This window comes from Thermococcus atlanticus (genome assembly GCF_054657855.1).
This window is the reverse complement of sequence record NZ_BAAHXX010000001.1, coordinates 447,205-465,474: the sequence shown is the minus strand read 5'-3', so window position 1 is coordinate 465,474 and position 18,270 is coordinate 447,205. Positions and strand designations below refer to the sequence as shown.

23 protein-coding genes are annotated in these 18,270 nt (G+C 49.5%); 10 read left to right on the top strand and 13 right to left on the bottom strand.

The features are described 5' to 3' along the window. Positions 1 to 41: 41 nt before the first annotated feature. From ACYQ27_RS02475 to ACYQ27_RS02450, 6 genes are all read left to right on the top strand, one after another. Positions 42 to 245: a hypothetical protein gene (locus tag ACYQ27_RS02475; protein ID WP_456454211.1), complete on the top strand. Its 204-nt coding sequence runs from the start codon at positions 42 to 44 to the stop codon at positions 243 to 245. Between the two features lie 480 nt (positions 246 to 725). Further along, complete coding sequence (locus ACYQ27_RS02470; protein WP_456454213.1) at positions 726 to 1,133, top strand: hypothetical protein; 408 nt, start codon at positions 726 to 728, stop codon at positions 1,131 to 1,133. Between the two features lie 105 nt (positions 1,134 to 1,238). Beyond that, positions 1,239 to 2,945, top strand: coding sequence for a CGP-CTERM sorting domain-containing protein (locus tag ACYQ27_RS02465; RefSeq protein WP_460040939.1), 1,707 nt, complete (start codon positions 1,239 to 1,241; stop codon positions 2,943 to 2,945). Further along, complete coding sequence (locus tag ACYQ27_RS02460; protein WP_460040938.1) at positions 2,942 to 4,324, top strand: hypothetical protein; 1,383 nt, start codon at positions 2,942 to 2,944, stop codon at positions 4,322 to 4,324. Before ACYQ27_RS02465 ends, ACYQ27_RS02460 begins: the two co-directional genes overlap by 4 nt. Then, entirely contained in the window at positions 4,321 to 5,061 is a 741-nt protein-coding gene (locus ACYQ27_RS02455; protein ID WP_460040937.1) for a hypothetical protein, read from the top strand. The genes ACYQ27_RS02460 and ACYQ27_RS02455 overlap by 4 nt, the downstream gene beginning before the upstream one ends. 13 nt (positions 5,062 to 5,074) lie before the next feature. Then, the gene (locus ACYQ27_RS02450) at positions 5,075 to 5,455 is read left to right on the top strand and encodes a hypothetical protein (RefSeq protein WP_456394240.1); all 381 of its coding nucleotides are present in this window, start codon (positions 5,075 to 5,077) and stop codon (positions 5,453 to 5,455) included. Positions 5,456 to 5,460: 5 nt separating this feature from the next. Here the strand turns inward: ACYQ27_RS02450 and ACYQ27_RS02445 are convergent, their stop codons facing one another. Continuing rightward, complete coding sequence (locus ACYQ27_RS02445; RefSeq protein WP_456394242.1) at positions 5,461 to 5,844, bottom strand: hypothetical protein; 384 nt, start codon at positions 5,842 to 5,844, stop codon at positions 5,461 to 5,463. A gap of 67 nt (positions 5,845 to 5,911) precedes the next feature. Here ACYQ27_RS02445 and glmM point away from each other — a divergent pair, with 67 nt between their 5' ends. Continuing rightward, positions 5,912 to 7,261: a phosphoglucosamine mutase gene (gene glmM, locus ACYQ27_RS02440; protein WP_460040936.1), complete on the top strand. Its 1,350-nt coding sequence runs from the start codon at positions 5,912 to 5,914 to the stop codon at positions 7,259 to 7,261. Between the two features lie 17 nt (positions 7,262 to 7,278). On the opposite strand, the gene ACYQ27_RS02435 is transcribed toward glmM, so the two are convergent. The 11 genes from ACYQ27_RS02435 to ACYQ27_RS02385 all read right to left on the bottom strand — a co-directional run bounded on the left by ACYQ27_RS02435 (position 7,279) and on the right by ACYQ27_RS02385 (position 14,702). After that, positions 7,279 to 7,482 (bottom strand): DUF8150 family protein, encoded by a 204-nt coding sequence (locus tag ACYQ27_RS02435; protein WP_456453959.1) that lies wholly within the window; start codon positions 7,480 to 7,482, stop codon positions 7,279 to 7,281. Next, positions 7,466 to 8,047: a hypothetical protein gene (locus ACYQ27_RS02430; protein WP_460040935.1), complete on the bottom strand. Its 582-nt coding sequence runs from the start codon at positions 8,045 to 8,047 to the stop codon at positions 7,466 to 7,468. Before ACYQ27_RS02430 ends, ACYQ27_RS02435 begins: the two co-directional genes overlap by 17 nt. Before the next feature lie 79 nt (positions 8,048 to 8,126). Next, positions 8,127 to 8,582, bottom strand: a complete 456-nt coding sequence (locus ACYQ27_RS02425; protein WP_460040934.1) for a flavodoxin family protein — start codon at positions 8,580 to 8,582, stop codon at positions 8,127 to 8,129. Positions 8,583 to 8,678: 96 nt separating this feature from the next. Then, on the bottom strand, positions 8,679 to 9,596 hold the full coding sequence (locus tag ACYQ27_RS02420; RefSeq protein WP_460040933.1) for a hypothetical protein: 918 nt from the start codon (positions 9,594 to 9,596) through the stop codon (positions 8,679 to 8,681). Next, on the bottom strand, positions 9,593 to 10,174 hold the full coding sequence (locus ACYQ27_RS02415) for a hypothetical protein (protein WP_460040932.1): 582 nt from the start codon (positions 10,172 to 10,174) through the stop codon (positions 9,593 to 9,595). The genes ACYQ27_RS02420 and ACYQ27_RS02415 overlap by 4 nt, the downstream gene beginning before the upstream one ends. A gap of 4 nt (positions 10,175 to 10,178) precedes the next feature. Next, complete coding sequence (locus ACYQ27_RS02410; protein WP_460040931.1) at positions 10,179 to 10,760, bottom strand: AAA family ATPase; 582 nt, start codon at positions 10,758 to 10,760, stop codon at positions 10,179 to 10,181. Between the two features lie 140 nt (positions 10,761 to 10,900). After that, entirely contained in the window at positions 10,901 to 11,722 is an 822-nt protein-coding gene (locus tag ACYQ27_RS02405) for a DUF835 domain-containing protein (RefSeq protein WP_456452240.1), read from the bottom strand. A 44-nt stretch (positions 11,723 to 11,766) separates the two neighbouring features. Then, positions 11,767 to 12,564 carry a hypothetical protein gene (locus ACYQ27_RS02400; protein WP_460040930.1) on the bottom strand — a complete coding sequence of 266 codons (798 nt, stop codon included), beginning with the start codon at positions 12,562 to 12,564 and terminating at the stop codon, positions 11,767 to 11,769. After that, positions 12,564 to 12,839, bottom strand: coding sequence for a hypothetical protein (locus ACYQ27_RS02395; protein WP_456394254.1), 276 nt, complete (start codon positions 12,837 to 12,839; stop codon positions 12,564 to 12,566). The genes ACYQ27_RS02400 and ACYQ27_RS02395 overlap by 1 nt, the downstream gene beginning before the upstream one ends. 46 nt (positions 12,840 to 12,885) lie before the next feature. After that, positions 12,886 to 13,971, bottom strand: a complete 1,086-nt coding sequence (locus ACYQ27_RS02390) for an ABC transporter permease (protein ID WP_460040929.1) — start codon at positions 13,969 to 13,971, stop codon at positions 12,886 to 12,888. Next, positions 13,968 to 14,702, bottom strand: a complete 735-nt coding sequence (locus ACYQ27_RS02385) for an ABC transporter ATP-binding protein (RefSeq protein WP_456452234.1) — start codon at positions 14,700 to 14,702, stop codon at positions 13,968 to 13,970. Before ACYQ27_RS02385 ends, ACYQ27_RS02390 begins: the two co-directional genes overlap by 4 nt. Before the next feature lie 84 nt (positions 14,703 to 14,786). On the opposite strand from ACYQ27_RS02385, the gene ACYQ27_RS02380 reads away from it, so the two are divergent. Genes ACYQ27_RS02380 through ACYQ27_RS02370 form a run of 3 tightly spaced genes read left to right on the top strand, consistent with a single transcriptional unit; the run spans position 14,787 to position 17,047 of the window. After that, positions 14,787 to 15,458, top strand: a complete 672-nt coding sequence (locus ACYQ27_RS02380; protein WP_456452232.1) for a TrmB family transcriptional regulator — start codon at positions 14,787 to 14,789, stop codon at positions 15,456 to 15,458. Between the two features lies 1 nt (position 15,459). After that, entirely contained in the window at positions 15,460 to 16,770 is a 1,311-nt protein-coding gene (locus tag ACYQ27_RS02375) for an RNA-guided endonuclease InsQ/TnpB family protein (RefSeq protein WP_460040928.1), read from the top strand. A gap of 34 nt (positions 16,771 to 16,804) precedes the next feature. Next, the gene (locus ACYQ27_RS02370) at positions 16,805 to 17,047 is read left to right on the top strand and encodes a hypothetical protein (protein WP_456453398.1); all 243 of its coding nucleotides are present in this window, start codon (positions 16,805 to 16,807) and stop codon (positions 17,045 to 17,047) included. Here ACYQ27_RS02370 and ACYQ27_RS02365 read toward each other — a convergent pair. Next, positions 17,044 to 18,240 carry an aminotransferase class V-fold PLP-dependent enzyme gene (locus tag ACYQ27_RS02365; RefSeq protein WP_460040927.1) on the bottom strand — a complete coding sequence of 399 codons (1,197 nt, stop codon included), beginning with the start codon at positions 18,238 to 18,240 and terminating at the stop codon, positions 17,044 to 17,046. The genes ACYQ27_RS02370 and ACYQ27_RS02365 overlap by 4 nt on opposite strands. Between the last annotated feature and the right edge of the window lie 30 nt (positions 18,241 to 18,270).

The following is an 18,270-nucleotide window of genomic DNA, read 5'->3' as shown; positions in this document are numbered from 1 at the left end:
CCATGCAACCACCCAAAAAAATTATATTCACAGCTGGTAGATTGTTCTCCCATGCCATTTTCAGGTTAGTTGAGCCCGTAGATAAGGGCTACGCCTTAGCTGGAACCCTGTATCAGGACGACGCGGTGTATCCCTTCATTGCAGTTCTCGACAAAAATGGGAACATGGTGTGGAACAACACAAAGTTAACCTGGGGGATAGAGTGGAACACCACAACAAAAGCCACCGGCGGCGAGGGACGGTGACGCTGTAGTAGTCGCTGGAGCCGCGAACGAGAAGGTTTATCTCGCGAAGGTTTCCCTCAAAGGTATTTCAGCTGCTGAAACCTCAGAGACGGCTTCTCCTGAAACTTCAACGTCCTCCTCGACCATACCAACATCAACATCAGAGGTGACATCCTCAGAGCCTTCAGCTTCAGGTACAGCAAGTCCAGAAGAGACCTACACTCCATCCCAGAAATCCTCCACAGAAGGTGGGGAGTATCCTTTAACTTCACGTGCAGGCCCGAATACTGGTGCTCTTTGCCATAATTCCCGCCCTCATGCTGAGAAGGCGGAGATAATTCCGCGGTTTTTATATTTTCTGGATGTTTTTTGTTTGCAATTCTACTGTTCCAAATTTTATTTTCCGAAAGGTTTATTACCCATGAATGTGTAACATGTAAAAATCAAAAGCCTGTCCCGCTTTCCTTTTCTGCGAGATGGCTTTTGAATGGTGGTGAAGGCATGAATAAATATCTGATGGTAGCAGGGCTTTTTATTGGCTCTCTGCCGGGCGCACTCTGTCAGGAGGATGATGGGTATCTAACGGGGTTTCACGTGAGTGGACCTCTCATCGGCGTTGCAATAATCCTTGGCTTGATACTACTGCTCTGGCTCATTCTAAAGTTCATGCTCAAACTCATAGTCGTGGGGATAACGAGCCTGACCTTTGGTGGTGTTGGCTATCTCGTGGGCACGATGTTCCTCTCAAGCCTCGCTATATACATTGGAGGTGCATTCTTTATCCTCGGCCTGTGGCTTTCCCTCAAGCTGCTGAGAGCGCAGGGAGGAAAGATAGCTGTGGTCAAAACTTCATCGGAGCACGATGAGAGCTTCTTTAACGACGACTGGGGAGATGATGAAGCTGTCTGAATAACATTTCACAGGTTTTCACGTTTTTAGCCCGCTCCTGGGACTTTTTCTCTGGGCCAGATGGAAGGTTGTGAAGTGGATAACAGGAAGAGGATGGGTGGAAAAATGAGAAAACTTAAGGGTTTGATTGCGCTCTTCATTATCTTGAGCTTATTCCTACCTTTCGTTAGCTCATCGGACGCGTGGGAGGTTATCTACAGCGTCCAGCGTGATAAAACTATGTTCGACAGTCCCTACAACCCTGTGGCGTTCATCCCTGGGAACGCAGGTGACTACTACCTCTTAGGGAGTCACGGGGCTGGACTGGCGGTTTTAATACACCTCTCGCCGATGGGAGAAGTCATCTGGGCCAAGAACTTCAGCCTCAGCCAGAAGCTTCCCCTCAACCTCCCCTACGGGCAGTATCAGGTGATATCGGACATTGCCGTCGGAAATGACGGTATATACGTGGTCTTAATGACAAGCGGCGTCGTCAACGTATCTGTTCCAAACGACTGGCTCAGAGGAGACCCGCTCTTCACTCTGGTCAAGTTTGACTTCTCGGGAAACCCGGTCTGGACGAGGGCATTCAAGAACTCAAAAGGTGGCTATTCTGGCATCAGGGTTCAGCCTACCGGCGATGGGGTCATAGTGGTCGCTCCCCTTTACGCTCACATGCACCATAAAAACCCGGACGACTCCTATGACTCGGATTACATAGCCCCTTCCCTTGACATAGGGGCGGTAAAGTTCGACTCCTCCGGAAACTTGGAGTGGATTCACATCTACGGCAGGGAAAATCTGCACGAGCACGTTATGGCTGTGGGCTTCGACGGGAGTGAGGTTGCCATAGCTTTCTCCTCTCCCGGGGGTCCTGACATAGGATTCCTGGCCATAGACCCCGAAACTGGAAAGCCGAAATGGGTCAGGGAGTACAAACAGGTGGTGGATGGAGCTGAACTCTGGAAGATGGGGCGCTTCAACAGCCTCTCGGGCGGAAGGCCGATGCTCTACAGCGTCCCGGACGGATGGCTCTACACCAATGGCCTCCCCGGGAAATACGACGGTGGGGCCTCAATCTGGATGAAGCTCGATAAGAAGGGCAACGTCCTCTGGAGCGGCTTCTGGAACACGACCCTCTATCAAGGTGAATCCCCAGCGGACTTTGCCCTCGCTGACGATGGAAACTACGTCTTCTTCGACCCGCTCGTCAAGACCTCCCCCTCGGGGGACATCCTGAAAGTCTATTACGACGTTCAGCCCCACAGCAGATACATATCCCGCGCAGGAGACGGCTTCGCCATCTTCCTTCCCCCCGACAGGCTCCTGAAACTCGGCCCGAACATGGAATTTGCCGGCTGCGACGTCCACCATGTCGAGCAGGGCGGAGAACTGGCCGCCTGGGTTCCCAACTTCGTGGAGCTTGGAAAGGACGACGTGAAGTTCGTGAAGGTGCCCTTCTACTCGGAGGCCAGCTTTGAAGGAAAGTTCGAGTTCGACGATCTCCCGACATGGGAGTGGTACAGGGTCGCTCCGGTGAAGATATGGGTTCACGACCATCCGGGCGAGTACTTCCACCTTAAAGAAGCCTGCAACCAGACCGGGACCGGGGGCAACTCTTCAACTGGAACCCAGAGCTCCAGCCCAGAGTCACCTACCCCCTCTGAGTCCGGATACTCCACACCATCTCCGACCTCAAGCACCGGGAGCCTTGAAGGGAACACAGAAACCGGCTCTGGTAGCAGTCATTCGATAGGCTTTACCTGTGGGCCTGCCATAATCGTGGCTCTCGCACTCCTCCCAACAGCGTTCTTCAGGAGGAAGAAGCAATGAGGGGAGTTTTGACGAGCGCCTTGGCTGGTCTCCTCCTAGGAGCTTTACTGATATCCCTGCCCGTTTCTGCCTCCCAGTTTCCGGAGCAGTTGCCCTCGATAACCAAGGAGGAAGCTAAATCCCTCGGCCTGATACTCACCTTCAGCAACGGTGGGGGTGGCTCGAACTACATCAACTTCTACCAGGACTTCATGTGTGCCAACCATAACCCGGAGGTCACCAACTACATCCGGGTGATGGTAACCTACTACACCGATAACGAGGCCGTTGAGCAGTTCAGGTGGTTCATCAAGCAGGGGGAGAACTACACGGATTACGAGTTCGACATAACCGACGACTACGGGCAAAAAGTAGGCGTGGATTTCTGCCACTTTGAGTTCGACTCTGGAAGGAACTACGCTACGTTAAAGGAGGTCTGTGGTAAGAAATACTTTGACGGAAGTGGCTTTGAAGGGGTGCGTCGCCTCCACGAGGTTCTCGTGGGCGAGCACTACCTGGTGAGTGCTGAAGTTTCATACCTTGTCGGATCGAACGCCTGCAACCTTGAGGGCCTCGCCCCGGTTCTACTCAACATGTATCTGAGCAGGATACCCAACAGCACGGTAAGGGTTCTGGTTAATGATTCCGTCACCGTTCCCGAAAACCCGGGAGGCTCTTCCAACGGCCTGAGTCCCGAGGCTGCCAAACGGATGAAGGATACCAACGAGGGACTCAGGGGACTCGGTGAAAAATGGGGGGGCTTTGTGGTCATAAAAACGCCGAAGGGAGAGGTCGTCAGGGTGGTCAACTCAAACCCGGACTATTCCGGGGCACTCGGCTGGAAGGCCAAATACTACGGCAACAAAGCCCTTGATGCCTTCATCGATCAGGTTGCCAACTACCTTCCCAAGCCACTGGGGCTCTTCAAGGACTACTTCAAAGCCGACAAGGACATCAACGTCTTCTCAGACGATGAGATGGTGAAGAAGACCGCCAAAGACCTGCACGTGGACGAAAAAAGTGCTTCGCTCTACAACGGCATGTCCGACATAGAGAACCGCGAGAAGGCAATGTCACCCTACAAGAACGCCGTTCCATCGAACATTGAGACGAAGCCAATAGAGATGGTTCTCAACTCGATGGGTGTGGCAATAAAGAAGACTCTTGCTCAAGACTACAGGTGGGAGTTTGAAAGGGCCGCAGAGATTGCCATTCGCTACAAAAAATCCGGCATGAAGTACCGCGACATCATCAGGAACACGATCGACGAAATGAGTGACACCACCATGGGGATGCACAGGGTAAACATGATGAACAGGAACTCCAAGGGCGACTTTAAGAGCCAGGAAGCGAGGGTACGATTCTACATCAACAAGCTCTTCGAGGAGGGAGTGATATGAAGGGAAAAGTCCTCCTCCTAATACTGCTCATCATCGGCGGATACATCTACTTCAATACGGACTTCCAGATTCCAGACGACCTAAGCCCCGAACAGGTCATAAATACCGCTAAGAACGTGACGAATAACCTTGGAGAGACTTCCAGCGCCACCGAAACCCCGTCCTCCAGAGCTGAAACCTCGGGCACTGAGATAGCTGAGAACGTCACCGTACTCAACTCCGACAACCGGACGGTCATTCGGTTCAAAACAGAAGTCATTGACGAAAGCCTGATGGGTGTGGCGTATGCCCTCGCGGAGAAGGCGCATGAAAACGGCTCGGAGAACATCCGGGTGGAGGCATACTTTGGAGACGAGCCTGTAATCGCGCTGACGGTCAGAAACGGCGACCTCGACAACGCTACCTTCGAGGACATTAGAAGGCCTGAGTTCAGGATAGAGACCGACTTGGGCCTCTTCGATGTACTCGTGCACAACGTGACGATCACGAACGATACCGCAAGTGTTTCCCTTGAGTATCTCGCTGGAGAGGACTCCTTCTGGAGGGACTACATGAGGATGAGCTTGGCCATCCTTCAAGATGCTCCCTGGGTGGAGAGGGTTGAGATCCTCTATCTCGGAGAGAGGAACGTTAGCATTTCAGTGTTAAGTGAAGATCTGCTGAAGGCTCTCTCTGGAAACCTCACCCCCAAGGAGTTTGCAGATGCCGTGAAGATAGTCGAGCTTGAAAAGGAGTAAAGGGGGTGATTAGATGGGGATTCTCAAAAAGCTCATCGTCGGCTTTGTCCTGCTAATTGTCATCGGCATAGTCGGCGTCTTCGGGATGCAGTACTACTACATGCACGCATACACACAGGTTCCTGTCGACGTCAGGACTGAGACTGTTACGGGCGATGTCTATTACATCTCGGACGTCCTCGAACCCGGCAGGTATCTCATAAAAGCCGGTGGCGAAGGTACAGTCGAGAAGATAACGATACTGGACAGCGAGGGCAATGCCGTCACCGAGTCAGATACGGACAACCTGATTTACAGCTCTTCAAGTCCGTTCAAGGTCAGGATAGACTACAAAGCTGCCCGCAACGGCAATTACAAGGTTTCAGTTGGCATATACAGGCTCGTGAAGAAGTGAGGGGGTCAATCCCCTCCTCCCAGCCCCTGAATTATGCGCTCCATTCTCTCCTCCTCATTTTCCCTTCCCCTGTAGCCGAAGTAAAAGCCTATTATCGTTGATAGAACGCCCAAAAAGTAGTCCCTGAGCTCCGGGGGGATTGAAAGGTACTGGCTGCCCAGCACGATTACCATGAACGTTGATACCAGAGCCGCCGTTATGGCGCGCCGCATCTCCCCCTTATCGAGCTTCTGGTTGCTGCTCCATCCGAGGAAGAGAACCACGAGGAACACCAGAAGGGGCAGGGAAATGAGGGTTATCCTCAAATCGGAGTACAGCCCTCCAAAAATGAGCACTGCCAGAACCAGAATTGCGAAGAGGACACCCGCCTTTGGATACTCCACCTCCATGGAACCACCCAAAGAATTATATTCACAGGTGGTAGATAAGTGTTTAGTATTCTGAGGGGGCATGAGGATGGGGAAGTACTTTGGCACGAGCGGAATAAGGGAAGTTGTCAATGATAAGCTCACCCCGGAGCTGGCACTGAAGGTCGGAAAGGCGCTGGGTACCTATCTCGGGGGAGGAAGGGTTGTGGTGGGCATGGACACAAGGACGAGCGGCGAGATGCTGAAAAACGCCCTAATAAGCGGACTTCTCTCGGCAGGGATAGATGTGATGGACATCGGGCTCTCCCCCACCCCGCTAACGGGCTTTGCGATTAGGCTCTACGAAGCGGATGCAGGGGTCACGATTACGGCTTCACACAACCCTCCCCAGTACAACGGGATAAAGGTGTGGCAGAGGAACGGGATGGCATACACGAATGAGATGGAGAATGAGCTTGAGCGCATCATTGAGGTGGGGAAGTTCAGGAAAGCCGCCTGGAACGAGATAGGGAGGCTCAGCCATGCCGACCCAAGGGGGGAATACATTAAAAAAGCCCTGGAAGCTGTAAGCCTCGACGGCTCCTACACCATCGTCCTCGATGCGGGCAACGGTGCGGGCTCCATTTTAAGCCCCTACCTCCAGAGGGAGCTTGGCAACAAAGTGATAAGCCTGAACGCCCACCCAAGCGGTTACTTCGTGCGCGAGCTTGAGCCAAACGCCGGGAGCCTCGAAGGGCTGGCAAAAACCGTGAGGGTTATGAAAGCGGATGTAGGAATTGCCCACGATGGTGACGCGGACAGGATTGGGGTCGTTGATGATGAGGGCAACTTCGTTGAGTACGAGGTTATGCTGAGCCTGATTTCAGGCTACATGCTCCGCAGGTTCGGGAGGGGAAAGGTTATAACGACGGTTGATGCGGGCTTCGCTCTTGACGATTACGTTAAACCCCTTGGAGGGGAGGTCGTCAGGGTTAGGGTGGGCGATGTTGCCGTTGCCGAGGGAATCATGAGGGAGAACGCCGTCTTTGGGGGCGAACCTTCGGGAACGTGGATAATGCCGCAGTGGAACCTCACGCCCGATGGAATCTTCGCCGGAGCGCTCGTTCTTGAGATGATTGACAGGCTCGGGCCTTTGAGCGAGCTCGCGAAGGAAGTCCCGAGATACGTGACGCTCAGGGCAAAGATACCATGCCCCAATGAGAAGAAAGCAAAGGCGATGGAGCTCATAGCGCGTGAAGTTCTTGGGAGCTTTGACTACAAACGGCTGATAGACATCGACGGCGTTAGAATAGAGAACGACGAGTGGTGGATACTCTTCAGGCCGAGCGGGACGGAGCCGATAATGCGCATCACCCTTGAGGCGCACACGAAGGAGAAAGCGGAGGGTCTGATGAGGAAGGCGAGGGAGCTCGTGGAGAGGGCGATAAAGGAGGCATAGCCTCTGCTTCTTGTCGTTTAGTTCTTCTTCACCCTCAATTCACCCTTCATTCTCAGGTATTCTTCCTTCGTCAGCGGGAAGTCTCTGGCAGACCTGAGGAAGGAGTTCACAAGCTTGGTCTGCTGTTTGAAAATCCTGTCCGGATTCTCCCTGAGCTTTTTAACGTAGAACCTTATGAAGGATAGCCTCTCCTTCATGTCGCGCCTAGAACGGAATTTCAACCCCAAGCCTCCCCGCATACTCTTTTAAGACCCCCCATTCAATTACTTCCCTAAACAGTTCATACAGAAAGAAGGCATCTTCTATGTCCTTGTCGCTTCCAAGATAGAGCTTATAGGCGATTTGGAGCTCTATCGGGGAGATGTAAATGGTGTTATCATTGAGACTTACAGGAATTTTCTTTTCAAGTGCATCTCTATGGAAGGCGTCCTTTGGAAATTTTATCTCCGCATTGGGGATTATCTCCCCCATCCGTGCCATTCTAATTGCCATTCTCTCTTCAAGCATCTCATAAAGACCCTCGCAGTTTTCGGGATTTATAAATTCAAAACCTCTTTTGATAGCTTCCCGACAGAGTTTCTCAAACTTTTCCTTCTCAACTTCCGGTATCACTATATCGATATCCTCAGTACCACGCGATCGCCCGAAGAGTATCGTAACATACCCGCTGACAATGACATAGGGAAAGAACTCTTCGATGAGTCCCACGACGTCGAGGACAAATCTATCCAGGTCCGTAAGCTCTTTTGAAAGGGATACCTTCCCTTTTCTTATCTCCATTCCCATTTTTTCACCTATCTACATTTGGTGGAAGTGTTATTTATCATTTTCCCAGCAGTTCTTCTAAATGCTTCAAATCAGACCATTAAGCAATCATTCTAAGCCTCTCAGCAAACCTCCTCGCCCTCTCCAGGTCCCTCTCGTTTGGATGCCCCCGGTTTATTCCCCCTATCTTCGCAAGCCAGCCGTTTGTGTCCCATCCCCTGCACGAGAACTCGCCAACGATTTCAAAGCCCTTCTCTTTGAGTCTTTTCTTCAGAGCCCTGTGGTTGTACCGGGGAATGTTCATTCCGGCTGTTGAGAAGATAAAGGCCTTCTTTCCCTCCATTCCTGGAAGATCCTCCACGAGCTTGAGGAGCGCCCAGTGGTGCCTCCACCAGTAGATTCCGGAGCCGAAGCCCACGAGGTCGTACTCCATAACCTCCTCCGGCTTTATTTTCCACGGTTTGCTCAAATCGGCGTTCAAAACGTCAGCCATCGCCTTTGCGACTTTTTCCGTGTTTTTGTGGTGGATGGAGACGTACACGATGAGCGCCCTCATGGCCCCTCCTCCAGTGCAGCTTTCATCCTTCCCAAACCAAGTGGAACAAAGCTGATAATAGAGCAATCACAACCATCCCAGATTTCGTAAAGACCTTCACATTATGATGATTCTCTGCTCTTTTACCATTTTGTACTGTTCTTCTGGAAGGTACTGTACTGATAATCCCCTTAGCTTTAATTGATGTTTTTTATACTGGATAGTGGCCTCTACATGAATATGGTATGCCCTCCCTTGTACGTCCACCAGTTTGAATACCCCGTTTAACCAAAGGATCATTCCACTTTTTAACTTTTCAAAGCACTCAGGGAAACTAACTAATGGTATCCCTTCTTCGTCTATAAGGCCTTTATTTGAGAGTTCTTCCCATTTAGATTCTCCTATAGGTTTAGCAACTGACTCATCTTCTTCAAATAATGAGATCTGAAAGACACCTTCTACAAAATGCAAGAGATATTCAGGGGAAGATAAAATAAGGTTTTTATTCTCAATTCTAAGTTTAATGTTGTTTATAACTTCGTCTGTTCGAGTTTCCTCAATATAATACCTCAAAATAGTATTAAACTTCCGAGCCAATTCCAACAGAAATAAGCCCAATACACATATACTTATACCCTCAAAAAGAAATGCTGCAAAATAAATTCCAGTATTTCTGCTATTTGTCCCATATGAAAGACCAATAAAAGATATAAGAATTGTAATTATCAAAAGCAAAATGGTCAGCTCTAAGTAATCAAAATGAAATTCTTTAAACAACACTATTACCTTCTTTGGGAGCACGACAACAGAGAGACTTAAAATAACAATTATAACACCCAAAATCGCCCCGTTTAGCTGGATAATAGTGCTATAAAACCACATAACAAAATTAAAATCTTTAGAGGGCATTATATTGATTAATATGGCCATCATTAAGGATAAATATGTAACAATAACTACCACAAGTACAGCTTGATAAGGTCTCTTCTTTAAATGGCCAACTCTTTGTGTAATCTTCCATTTCAATGCTCTCATATACTCCCCTCCAGCGCGGCCTTCAATCTCTCCATACTCCCCCCAATGTCGTCCTTGTCGAACTCCACATACAGAGCGTTCGGAAACCTCGCCATGAGGATTTCAAAGAGTATTCCCGGCCTTTTGATAATCCGGAACCCCTGCTCCTCCACGAGCATTCTGGACCTTTCAATCCTCTCCTCCTTCCCCATGTAGCGGAACTCCTGCATTTCCCTGTAGGGATAGCTCTCCGGGTCGCTTGAGCTCGTGTGGAAGACCCCGCAGGTCGGGGAGCCCTTAACCCCCACGAAGATGACCTTCGCGGGCTTTTCCTCGCCTATAATCCGCCCTATGAAGTCCGCTATTATCTTCGCCCTCTCCCGCATGCCGAGCCTCTCATAGACCTCCCTGCTCGCAGGGGCCCTCGGCCATCCCATCGCCTCAAACTCGGGGCACGGGTATGCCAGGACATGCCATTCCCCACCGAGCTCTCCCATCAGCCCCCTGATTAGCTTGGCCGTCTCGTACTCCTTCCCCTTCGGCCCCCTGTAGACGTAGAAGGGGCTGAGGAGGCAGGGGGCGATGATGATGAGCTTCACGGTTTCACCTCCTCACTGTCAGCATCACCGCGATGATTTCCTCCACCTTCCGCTTCAGCTCCTCAAGGGTTCCGTTGTTCTCTACGATGACATCGGCCAGATTTTTAAGCGTGCTCGTGCGGTAGAGCTCCTCCTCTGCATCATCCATGGCCTTAAAGTCCTCAAAGCTCCTTATTTCCCTGTCCTTGCTTGCATTTCTCCTCATCAGCCTCTCATATCTGAGCTCGGGTCTGGCATCGACGTAGATGATCATGCCGCCGCGTTCTTTGATTGCCTCAATCTCGCCCCTTGAGCGCACACCGTCAATGACCACGTTCCTGCAGTGCCTCATTTTGTCCAGCGTGAGCCTTATCAGCACATCCTCCCCGTACCTGTCCTTGAGATATTTCCCGTACTCTATGAGCCTCTCCCTTGAGGGTTCGGATTTTTCGGGCAGCTCCGGAATCCATGAGTACCCCCCAACCCGGTGGGTCAGCAGGTCTATCAGCGGATCGCTGCAGCTTATGCGGCAGAAGCCCTTTTCCTCAAGAAACTTTGCCACCGTTGTCTTGCCCGCAGCTATCTTTCCGACAATCCCGACTATCATTTTGATTCCCTCAGCTGATTAATTGCTTTTAAAATCCGTTCTCCCTTAGGGCATGGAGAATTTAAAGATTGTTCCTGCCCAGCTGATGCCCCGGCCCGTCTTCTTTTGAGCCATTACTGGGTTTATCCCCAGAATACCAGTCAGCTGATGATTTCAAACTCCCTGAGGAGCATGTTGAGCTCCTGTTCACTGAGAGCCCTGCTCTCCACGGGCATCAGGACGATTGAGTTCGTCAGCAGGGCATAGTCCTTCAGGGTTGTGAGGAATTTAAAGACTGCAGGGAATCCGTTCTCAAGAATCAGATATTCCATGCCATCCAGAAGGACGGTCTTGGGCATGTCACCATCCTCAAAGAAGCTAACGAGGGTGTGGAGGAGGTAAGGCAGATTCGTCGGGTGTACTGTGTTCTCCCCTCCGACCTTGGTTATCCAGAGAACCGGCACCTCCTCAATCCCGATTCTGGCCCGGGTTATATCCGGAGGACTCCTCGATATAACCAGACCCGGCCGCTGGCGCAGGAGGGAGGCAAATATAGTATGGCAGGCATCGTCGTTCGTGCTCAGATAGAGGCCCGGGTCAACGTGAACCGTGTGTTTTTTATTGTCTTGCAGTTTAACAAGGGGTATTTCAACCTTTCTGCTTGTGATTGTTTTTAAGGTTACTATCCACCCTATACTGATGATTCCTATAGAAATCGCAAAAAGCCAGCTTTCAATTTGACTTAGGAAGGTACTTTTGATATAATATCCATTTATCTCAACGTCATCTGCAACGTCTAAGAGATTTCCAACTAAAGCAATTGCAAAACTGAAAAGGATGAGATCATAGAATCTCTTTAATGGGGGGAATCTTTCTATAAACTTCCCCCGATAATTCAGGGTAATCACGGAGACTATTAAGATGAACAGCAAATTCAGTGCATCTGAGAGGAACATTACCTTGTCTAAAATACTGACGGACACCTCACTCCCCCTGAGTATAACATAAAGTAATAACTATAAAAATGTTACCTCCACATCCGCCATATCAGGTTTGCCCCGTCCGTGGACTCCATCAGCCCCTCATAGACGAGGGCTGTTATGAAGTCAATGAGAGCTTTTTTATCGTAAATCACCGGCTTTTCAAATCCGAAGAGGTATTTGAGCTCGAAAAAGCCGATGTGGAAGAAGCGCATTGGATTGAGGAGTGCTATGGTGCCCGCAAACTTCAGGTCAAATGGGAAGTCAGACATGACTATTCTAGCCCCCACTTCCCGCGCCAGCTTCAGCAGCTTCTCCTCATCGGGAAAGAAAATCTCCCCGGCATTTCCCTCAATCGCCTCATACTCAAGCCCTGGAAAGGCGTATTTTATCCCCACAGCTCTGTATTCCATGCCGAAGCTTTCAGCGAATCCCAAAAGGGCTTTTGCGTTGAAGCTCAGAAAGAGCAGTCCCCTCTCTCCCGTCCTGACTTCCGGCCATTTTCTCGGTGGAAACCTCATCTCCGCTTCCACAACCGGTTGCAGAAACTCAAGAAAGGTGCCTGCAATCCTTCCGGAGTTCTCTCTGAGCTTTCTCCTCTTTATCTCCAGGTCGAGGTTTGAATAAACCGTGACCTGCTTTACACCAAGCTCCTCTCTCAGCTTCCCGATTACAAAGCTGTTCCCTATGATGACGCTTTTATCCGTCCTGTCGTGGGCGATTATAAAAAGCTTGTCTCCCTTTTCCTCGTATCTGATTTCATCTATTCTGAACGGCGTATCGGGGAAACCATTCTCCAGCCGGATTCTTCTGATGGTTTCGGCTATTTCCTCGGGGACAAACATCATATCACCCTGTAGGCCTGAAGGCATTCGTAGATATCAGTAGCTATCTTTAGGGCCTCCTCCCTGTCGGAGGTGTCCTTCACGATTATTTTGCCGCTCGGAAAGATTGTTATATCGTGCTCCCCTGAGAGAAGCGCGAGGAATCGGGTAACCCTCTTTATCCTGTAGCCCCGTCCGGCCAGGCATTCGCACAGCTCCTCAAGATCGGCGTCGTACTTCTCCCGGGGGGTGATGACGATACCTTTCATGCTTGTGCATGGTTTGGCAATGAGCATCAGAACCACCTCATACAATCCTCCTGAAAAATAGATAAAAAGATTTTCATAGCTTTTTCTTCATGTTAAAGATTGCTAAGCCCAAAAACAAAATTCCAAAGAATATTAAAACAGCGACGTCATGCCATACCTTCTCTATTCCCCATCCCCTTATAATAACGGATCTCAGAGCACCGACGGCGTAGGTCGGCGGCAGGATGTAGGAGAACGGCCTAAGGTATTTTGGAATTGCCTCCACCGGCCAGAATATTCCAGAGAGAAGAAATGTTGGAACCACCACCATTGGAACAAACTGGACAGCCTGTGCTTCACTCTTTGCTGTGTTTGAGAGGAGCATTCCAAGGTTTACACCAACCACTGCAAGCAGGGAAACTATGAAAAATGCCAGAACAGGGTTTCCAGCAATTCTAACATTGAAACCGAAGATGCCTATGATCAGCATTATCAAAGCCTGAATAACTCCAACGATACCGAAAGCGAGTGAATACCCCGTAACTATCTCCTCTTCCCTCAGGGGAGTGGCCAGAGCCCTGTCCAGCGTCCCCATGTTCCTCTCGCCTATAAAAGACAGAACCGAAAGTATTGTGGAAATCAGGAACACGGCCAGCGAGACAACTCCGGGTAAGAAAGTATCCATGAACTTCGCCTCTCTTCCATAGACGGCAGTGTATTGCACGCGAACTGGAAGTCTGGCACCATTTTCCGCCAGAGTTTTTATTAAAGCCCTGTTAACCCCCGACATAACCGTCTCGGCAATGTTGATATTGCTCCTATCGAGGTAAACTTTCATTGAAGATTTTCCATGGAGAATATTCTCCGTAAAGTTTTTGGGGAAGTATATCACCGCCCAGCACTCCCCGTTTTTAAGACTCCCAATTGCGTTTTTAATGTTCATATTTTCCTCTATGACAAAAGTTCCCCTGTCAAAGTTTTTTATAATATCTGCAGCCATATGTCCATTATCTTCATTGACGACTATTATTTTAACATCCTGCACATGACCTCCAAATGCCAGACCAAAGAGCACCATCAAAACCACGGGAGTCACCAGTGCATAAACCAGAAGCCTCCTATCATGCCTCAGTTCCCAGAATACCTTTCTGGAAACAGTTAAAATCCTTCCCCAGTTCATTTTCTCCCCTCCGTATAGCCTGTTAGCTTGAGAACAGCCTCTTCAAGATTCTTGGAATGGGTTTCTTCTATAAGTTTTTGCGGGTTGGAAACAGCCACAATCCGTCCTTCGGACATTATGGCTACTCTGTCACAGTTAATGGCCTCATCCATATAGTGAGTTGTGAGCAGAATAGTCACACCTCCCTCCGAGAGCTCTCTGAAATGTCCCCAGAAGCTGGCCCTCAAATGGGGGTCAACACCCACAGTGGGTTCATCCAGAATTACAAATTCGGGTTCATGTAACAGAGCACAGGCCAGAGAAGCCCTTCTCTGTAATCCCCCGCTCAGCTCACCCACAAGCCTCTTTTTGAATCTTTCCAACCCAACAAATTCTAAAATTTCTTTCTTCCTCTTTTCAAATAGCTCTCCTGAAATCCCATACATTCCTGAATAAAATTTTAGGTTCTCCTCCACCGTCAGGTTCAGATAAAGTGCCAGCTCCTGAGGCATGTAGCCGACTCTCCCTAAAACATTTTTATCCGGCATTCTTCTTCCGAGCAGGCGCACCTCTCCGGAGTCAGGTCTCAGGAGTCCGATGATGCTTTTTATTGTGGTGGTTTTTCCAGCACCGTTCGGCCCCAATAGCCCGAAGATTTCCCCTTTCTCAACTTTAAACGAGATGCCATCAACAGCAGTTAGGTTTCCATAGCTTTTTCTTAGATTTTCAATGAGTAGAGCCTCCCTGCCCATTTAAATCACCTGACCTTCAGTACCATGGGAAGATATATAAGATTGTTGTAACCAAGTGAGTTACAAAATTAAGAGGTGGGTAAAATGGTGATAGTTAGCGATGATGTTATTGAAAATATGAAACTCCTCGGCCTGAGAGAGTATGAGGCGAGGATTTATGCAACTCTGGTGGTGCTGGGGCCATCAAAAGCAAGTGAAATAGCCAAGGAGAGTGGAGTTCCAAGACCGAGGGTTTATGACGTCTTAAAAGAACTTCACAGGAAGGGTTTCGTAGATATAAGTGAAGGAAATCCTGCATATTTCAGAGCAGTTGAACCTGAAAAAGTAATCGCTTCATTGAGGGATAAATACCTGAAATCCTCTGAAGATGTCATAATCAAGCTGAAAAGTTATCAGAGAGAGCAGAGAGGTGAATGGCTCCCGGTTTGGTCTCTTCAGGGGGAATGGAACATAAAGAGCAGGGTTGAAGACTTAGCAGAAAGGGCAGAGAGAGAATTCATGGCGGCTTTCATTGATGGAAAACTGGCTTTGAAATTTAAGAAAGTTTTTGAAATGACAAAACACAGGGGAATAGACGTGAAGATACTCCTCCTAAAGAAAAACCGGAGATATCCCTCCCTCCTGGAGAGGTTTGGAGACCTGACATTTTTCTTTTGCAATCCCTGCCCTTTAGGGTGGGGTACGGTGTTCTGCAAATTAGCCATTAAGCAGGGAAGCGACACTCTTTTAAAGCTTAAAACCAATACTATTCACTGAGATGAAGCGTTCAGTAACGGTTAAACTTCAACCTTCAAAGGAGCAGGAGGAAATTCTCTTCGAATTAGCTTACGCTTCAGCCATAATCTGGAACAGACTCAATTATCAGCGCTTAAAACAGTTCAAGGAATTCGGGAAAATAGACTTCAACGGAACGGAAAAGGAAGCTTACCACCTTTTCAAAAACTGGACTGGTGGTTCAACTGTTCAACAATTAGCCGGAAAGAACGCTGAGGCGTGGCGGAGCTTCTTCTCCCTCAACCGGAAGAAAAGGAAAGGAGAACTGCCGGAATGGTTCAAGCCAAAACCACCCAAATTCGTTAGAGAAAAGAACGGCAGAAAACTCTTCATAATTCCACTCAGAAACGACCAGTATAAAATTACGGGAAACGTCATCGAGCTCAGGAGACTCGGAAAATTTGGCAGGCTTAGAATTCAATTCAAGGGGAGAATTCACCTGAAGGGCAAGCAGGGAAGGTTGGAAATAACTTATGATGGGGTAAAGCGGAAGTGGTATGCTCATCTAAGCTTCACGGTCGAGGAGAAACTGACCAGCGATGGCTGGGTTGCACTCCCGAGAACTCCAAAAGGAAATCTCTCAGCTGGAGTTGACTTGGGAGTGAATAACTTAATGGCCATTTACGTGGAGAACGGCGAAAGCTTCCTCGTGAACGGGAGGCCTTTAAAGAGCATTGACTTTTACTGGCGGAGGAAGATTGCCAGTTACCAGTCCAAACTCAACAGGAGTGGGGCTAAAACGAGCAGGAAGCTTAAGAGAATGCACGCTAAAGCCAAACTTCAGGCGAAGCATTACATTAACACCGCAGTTAGGCAAGCGGTTAGAAGACTTTACGAATTGGGAGTTGGCAGAATTGTCGTTGGTTATCCCAAGGGAATTGCAAGAAACTCGGACAAGGGGAAAAAGCAAAACTTTATTCTCTCCCACGTGTGGCGGTTCAATACTCTGATTCAAAGGCTCAAAGAAGTGGCCGAGGAGTATGGTATTGTTGTTGAAGTCGTGAATGAAGCTTTCACGTCTAAGCTTTGCCCTCTCTGCGGCCAACGCCACTCTGATGGTAGAGTCTTTAGGGGTTTGTTTAAGTGCCGCGGAGAGGGCGTTGTCTTGAATGCGGATTTAGTTGGAGCGTTTAACATTTTGAAGAAGACTGTTAGAACGATAACCCCGAGCCTGCCTGCTCTGGCGGGTAGGGGTAACTGGCTCAAGACCGAGCCGGAGGGGTTCGAAGAACCCTTTTCAAGGGTTACCCTGATGAGAACCCCTCAAACCTCCCCGTCATTGGCGGGGGGTTAAGCTGAACCCTCGCAAAGGGGAGGAGGTCAGATACATGCCTCTTGAAAGGGTCTTGAACAGAAAATCCGAGGATTTCATGGATGTGCTCGCTGAGGCGATGTTTTCAAATAATGCGTATGATGTGAAAAGTCTCTTCATCAGGGATGGAGAAGAGTCAATTTTAATCTACGAGGAAAATGGGGCCCTTAAAGGACTGATTGTAAGAATTCCTTTCGTACCCATAATTCAGAGGAAGATGTTGCTCTACTTCATTGAAAAAAGTAAAGAAAAAAACTAACGCAAACTTTTAACAAGCTCCTCCATGACTCCAAGGAATGTCTCAACCTCGTCAAGGCTGTTGTAGACATGGAACGAAGCTCTAACAGTTCCGTTTATTCCGAGCTTCTTCATAACGGGCAGGGCGCAGTGGTGGCCTGAGCGCACCATTATGTTGTGGTCGTCCAGAACGGCGGCGACATCGTGCGGGTGAAGAGGCGGAACGTTGAAGCTCACAACTCCGGCGTGCTTTTTCAGATTTCTCGGCCCGTACCACGGAACCTCAAGCTCGGTTAAGCCCTCGGTTGTCCTCTTAACGAGCCTGTGCTCCTGCTTTTCAATCCGCTCAAGCCCGATTTTCTGGATGTACTCTATCCCCGCAGCAAGACCTATCGCACCGCCTATGTTCGGTGTTCCCGCCTCAAACCTCTCCGGAGGTTCCGTCAGGGTGTAACAGCAGAGCTCAACATCCTCGATCGTTCCCCCGCCTATGAACGGAGGCTCAAATACGTCGAAGAACTCCTCCCTTATGTAAAGCACGCCTATCCCCGTCGGCCCCAGCGGCCCTTTATGCCCCGAGAAAGCCAGAAAGTCGGCGTGGAGCCTGTTGACATTGACCTCCATGTGGCCGACGCTCTGGGCGGCATCAACCACAAATATTGCCCCCTCCTCCTTTGCCATCTTTCCGAGCTCCTCCACCTCGTGGATGACGCCGAGGGCATTTGAGACGTGCTGGATGGCAACAAGCTTCGCCCCTTTAATCTTCTTCTCCGCATCCACCAGATCAAGGTTGCCCTCGTCGTCCCCCCTTATGAACTCCAGCTTCAGGCCGAGCTTTTCAGCAAGCCTCTGCCATGGCAGCAGGTCAGAGTGGTGCTCATAGGGAGTCGTTACAATCCTGTCCCCCTTCCTGAAGACCCCCTCAAGTCCCAAAGCAGCTAAGTTTAAGCTTTCGCTCGTGTTCTTCGTGAATACTATCTCTTCAAATTTGGCACCGATAAAATCCGCTACGATTTTCCTTGATTCCTCATACTTCTGGGTCGCCATCTGGGAAAGCCTGTGAACTCCTCTGTGCACATTTGCCCTGTATTTCAGGTAGTACTCATCCATGGCTTCAATGACGGGCCTTGGCGTCAGAGAAGTTGCGGTGTTGTCAAAGTATATAACCTCTCCGGTAAGAGGAATGTCCCTCCTGAGATCATCCGGAATTTTCATTTTGAACCACCCATAGGAACTCATCCGGAA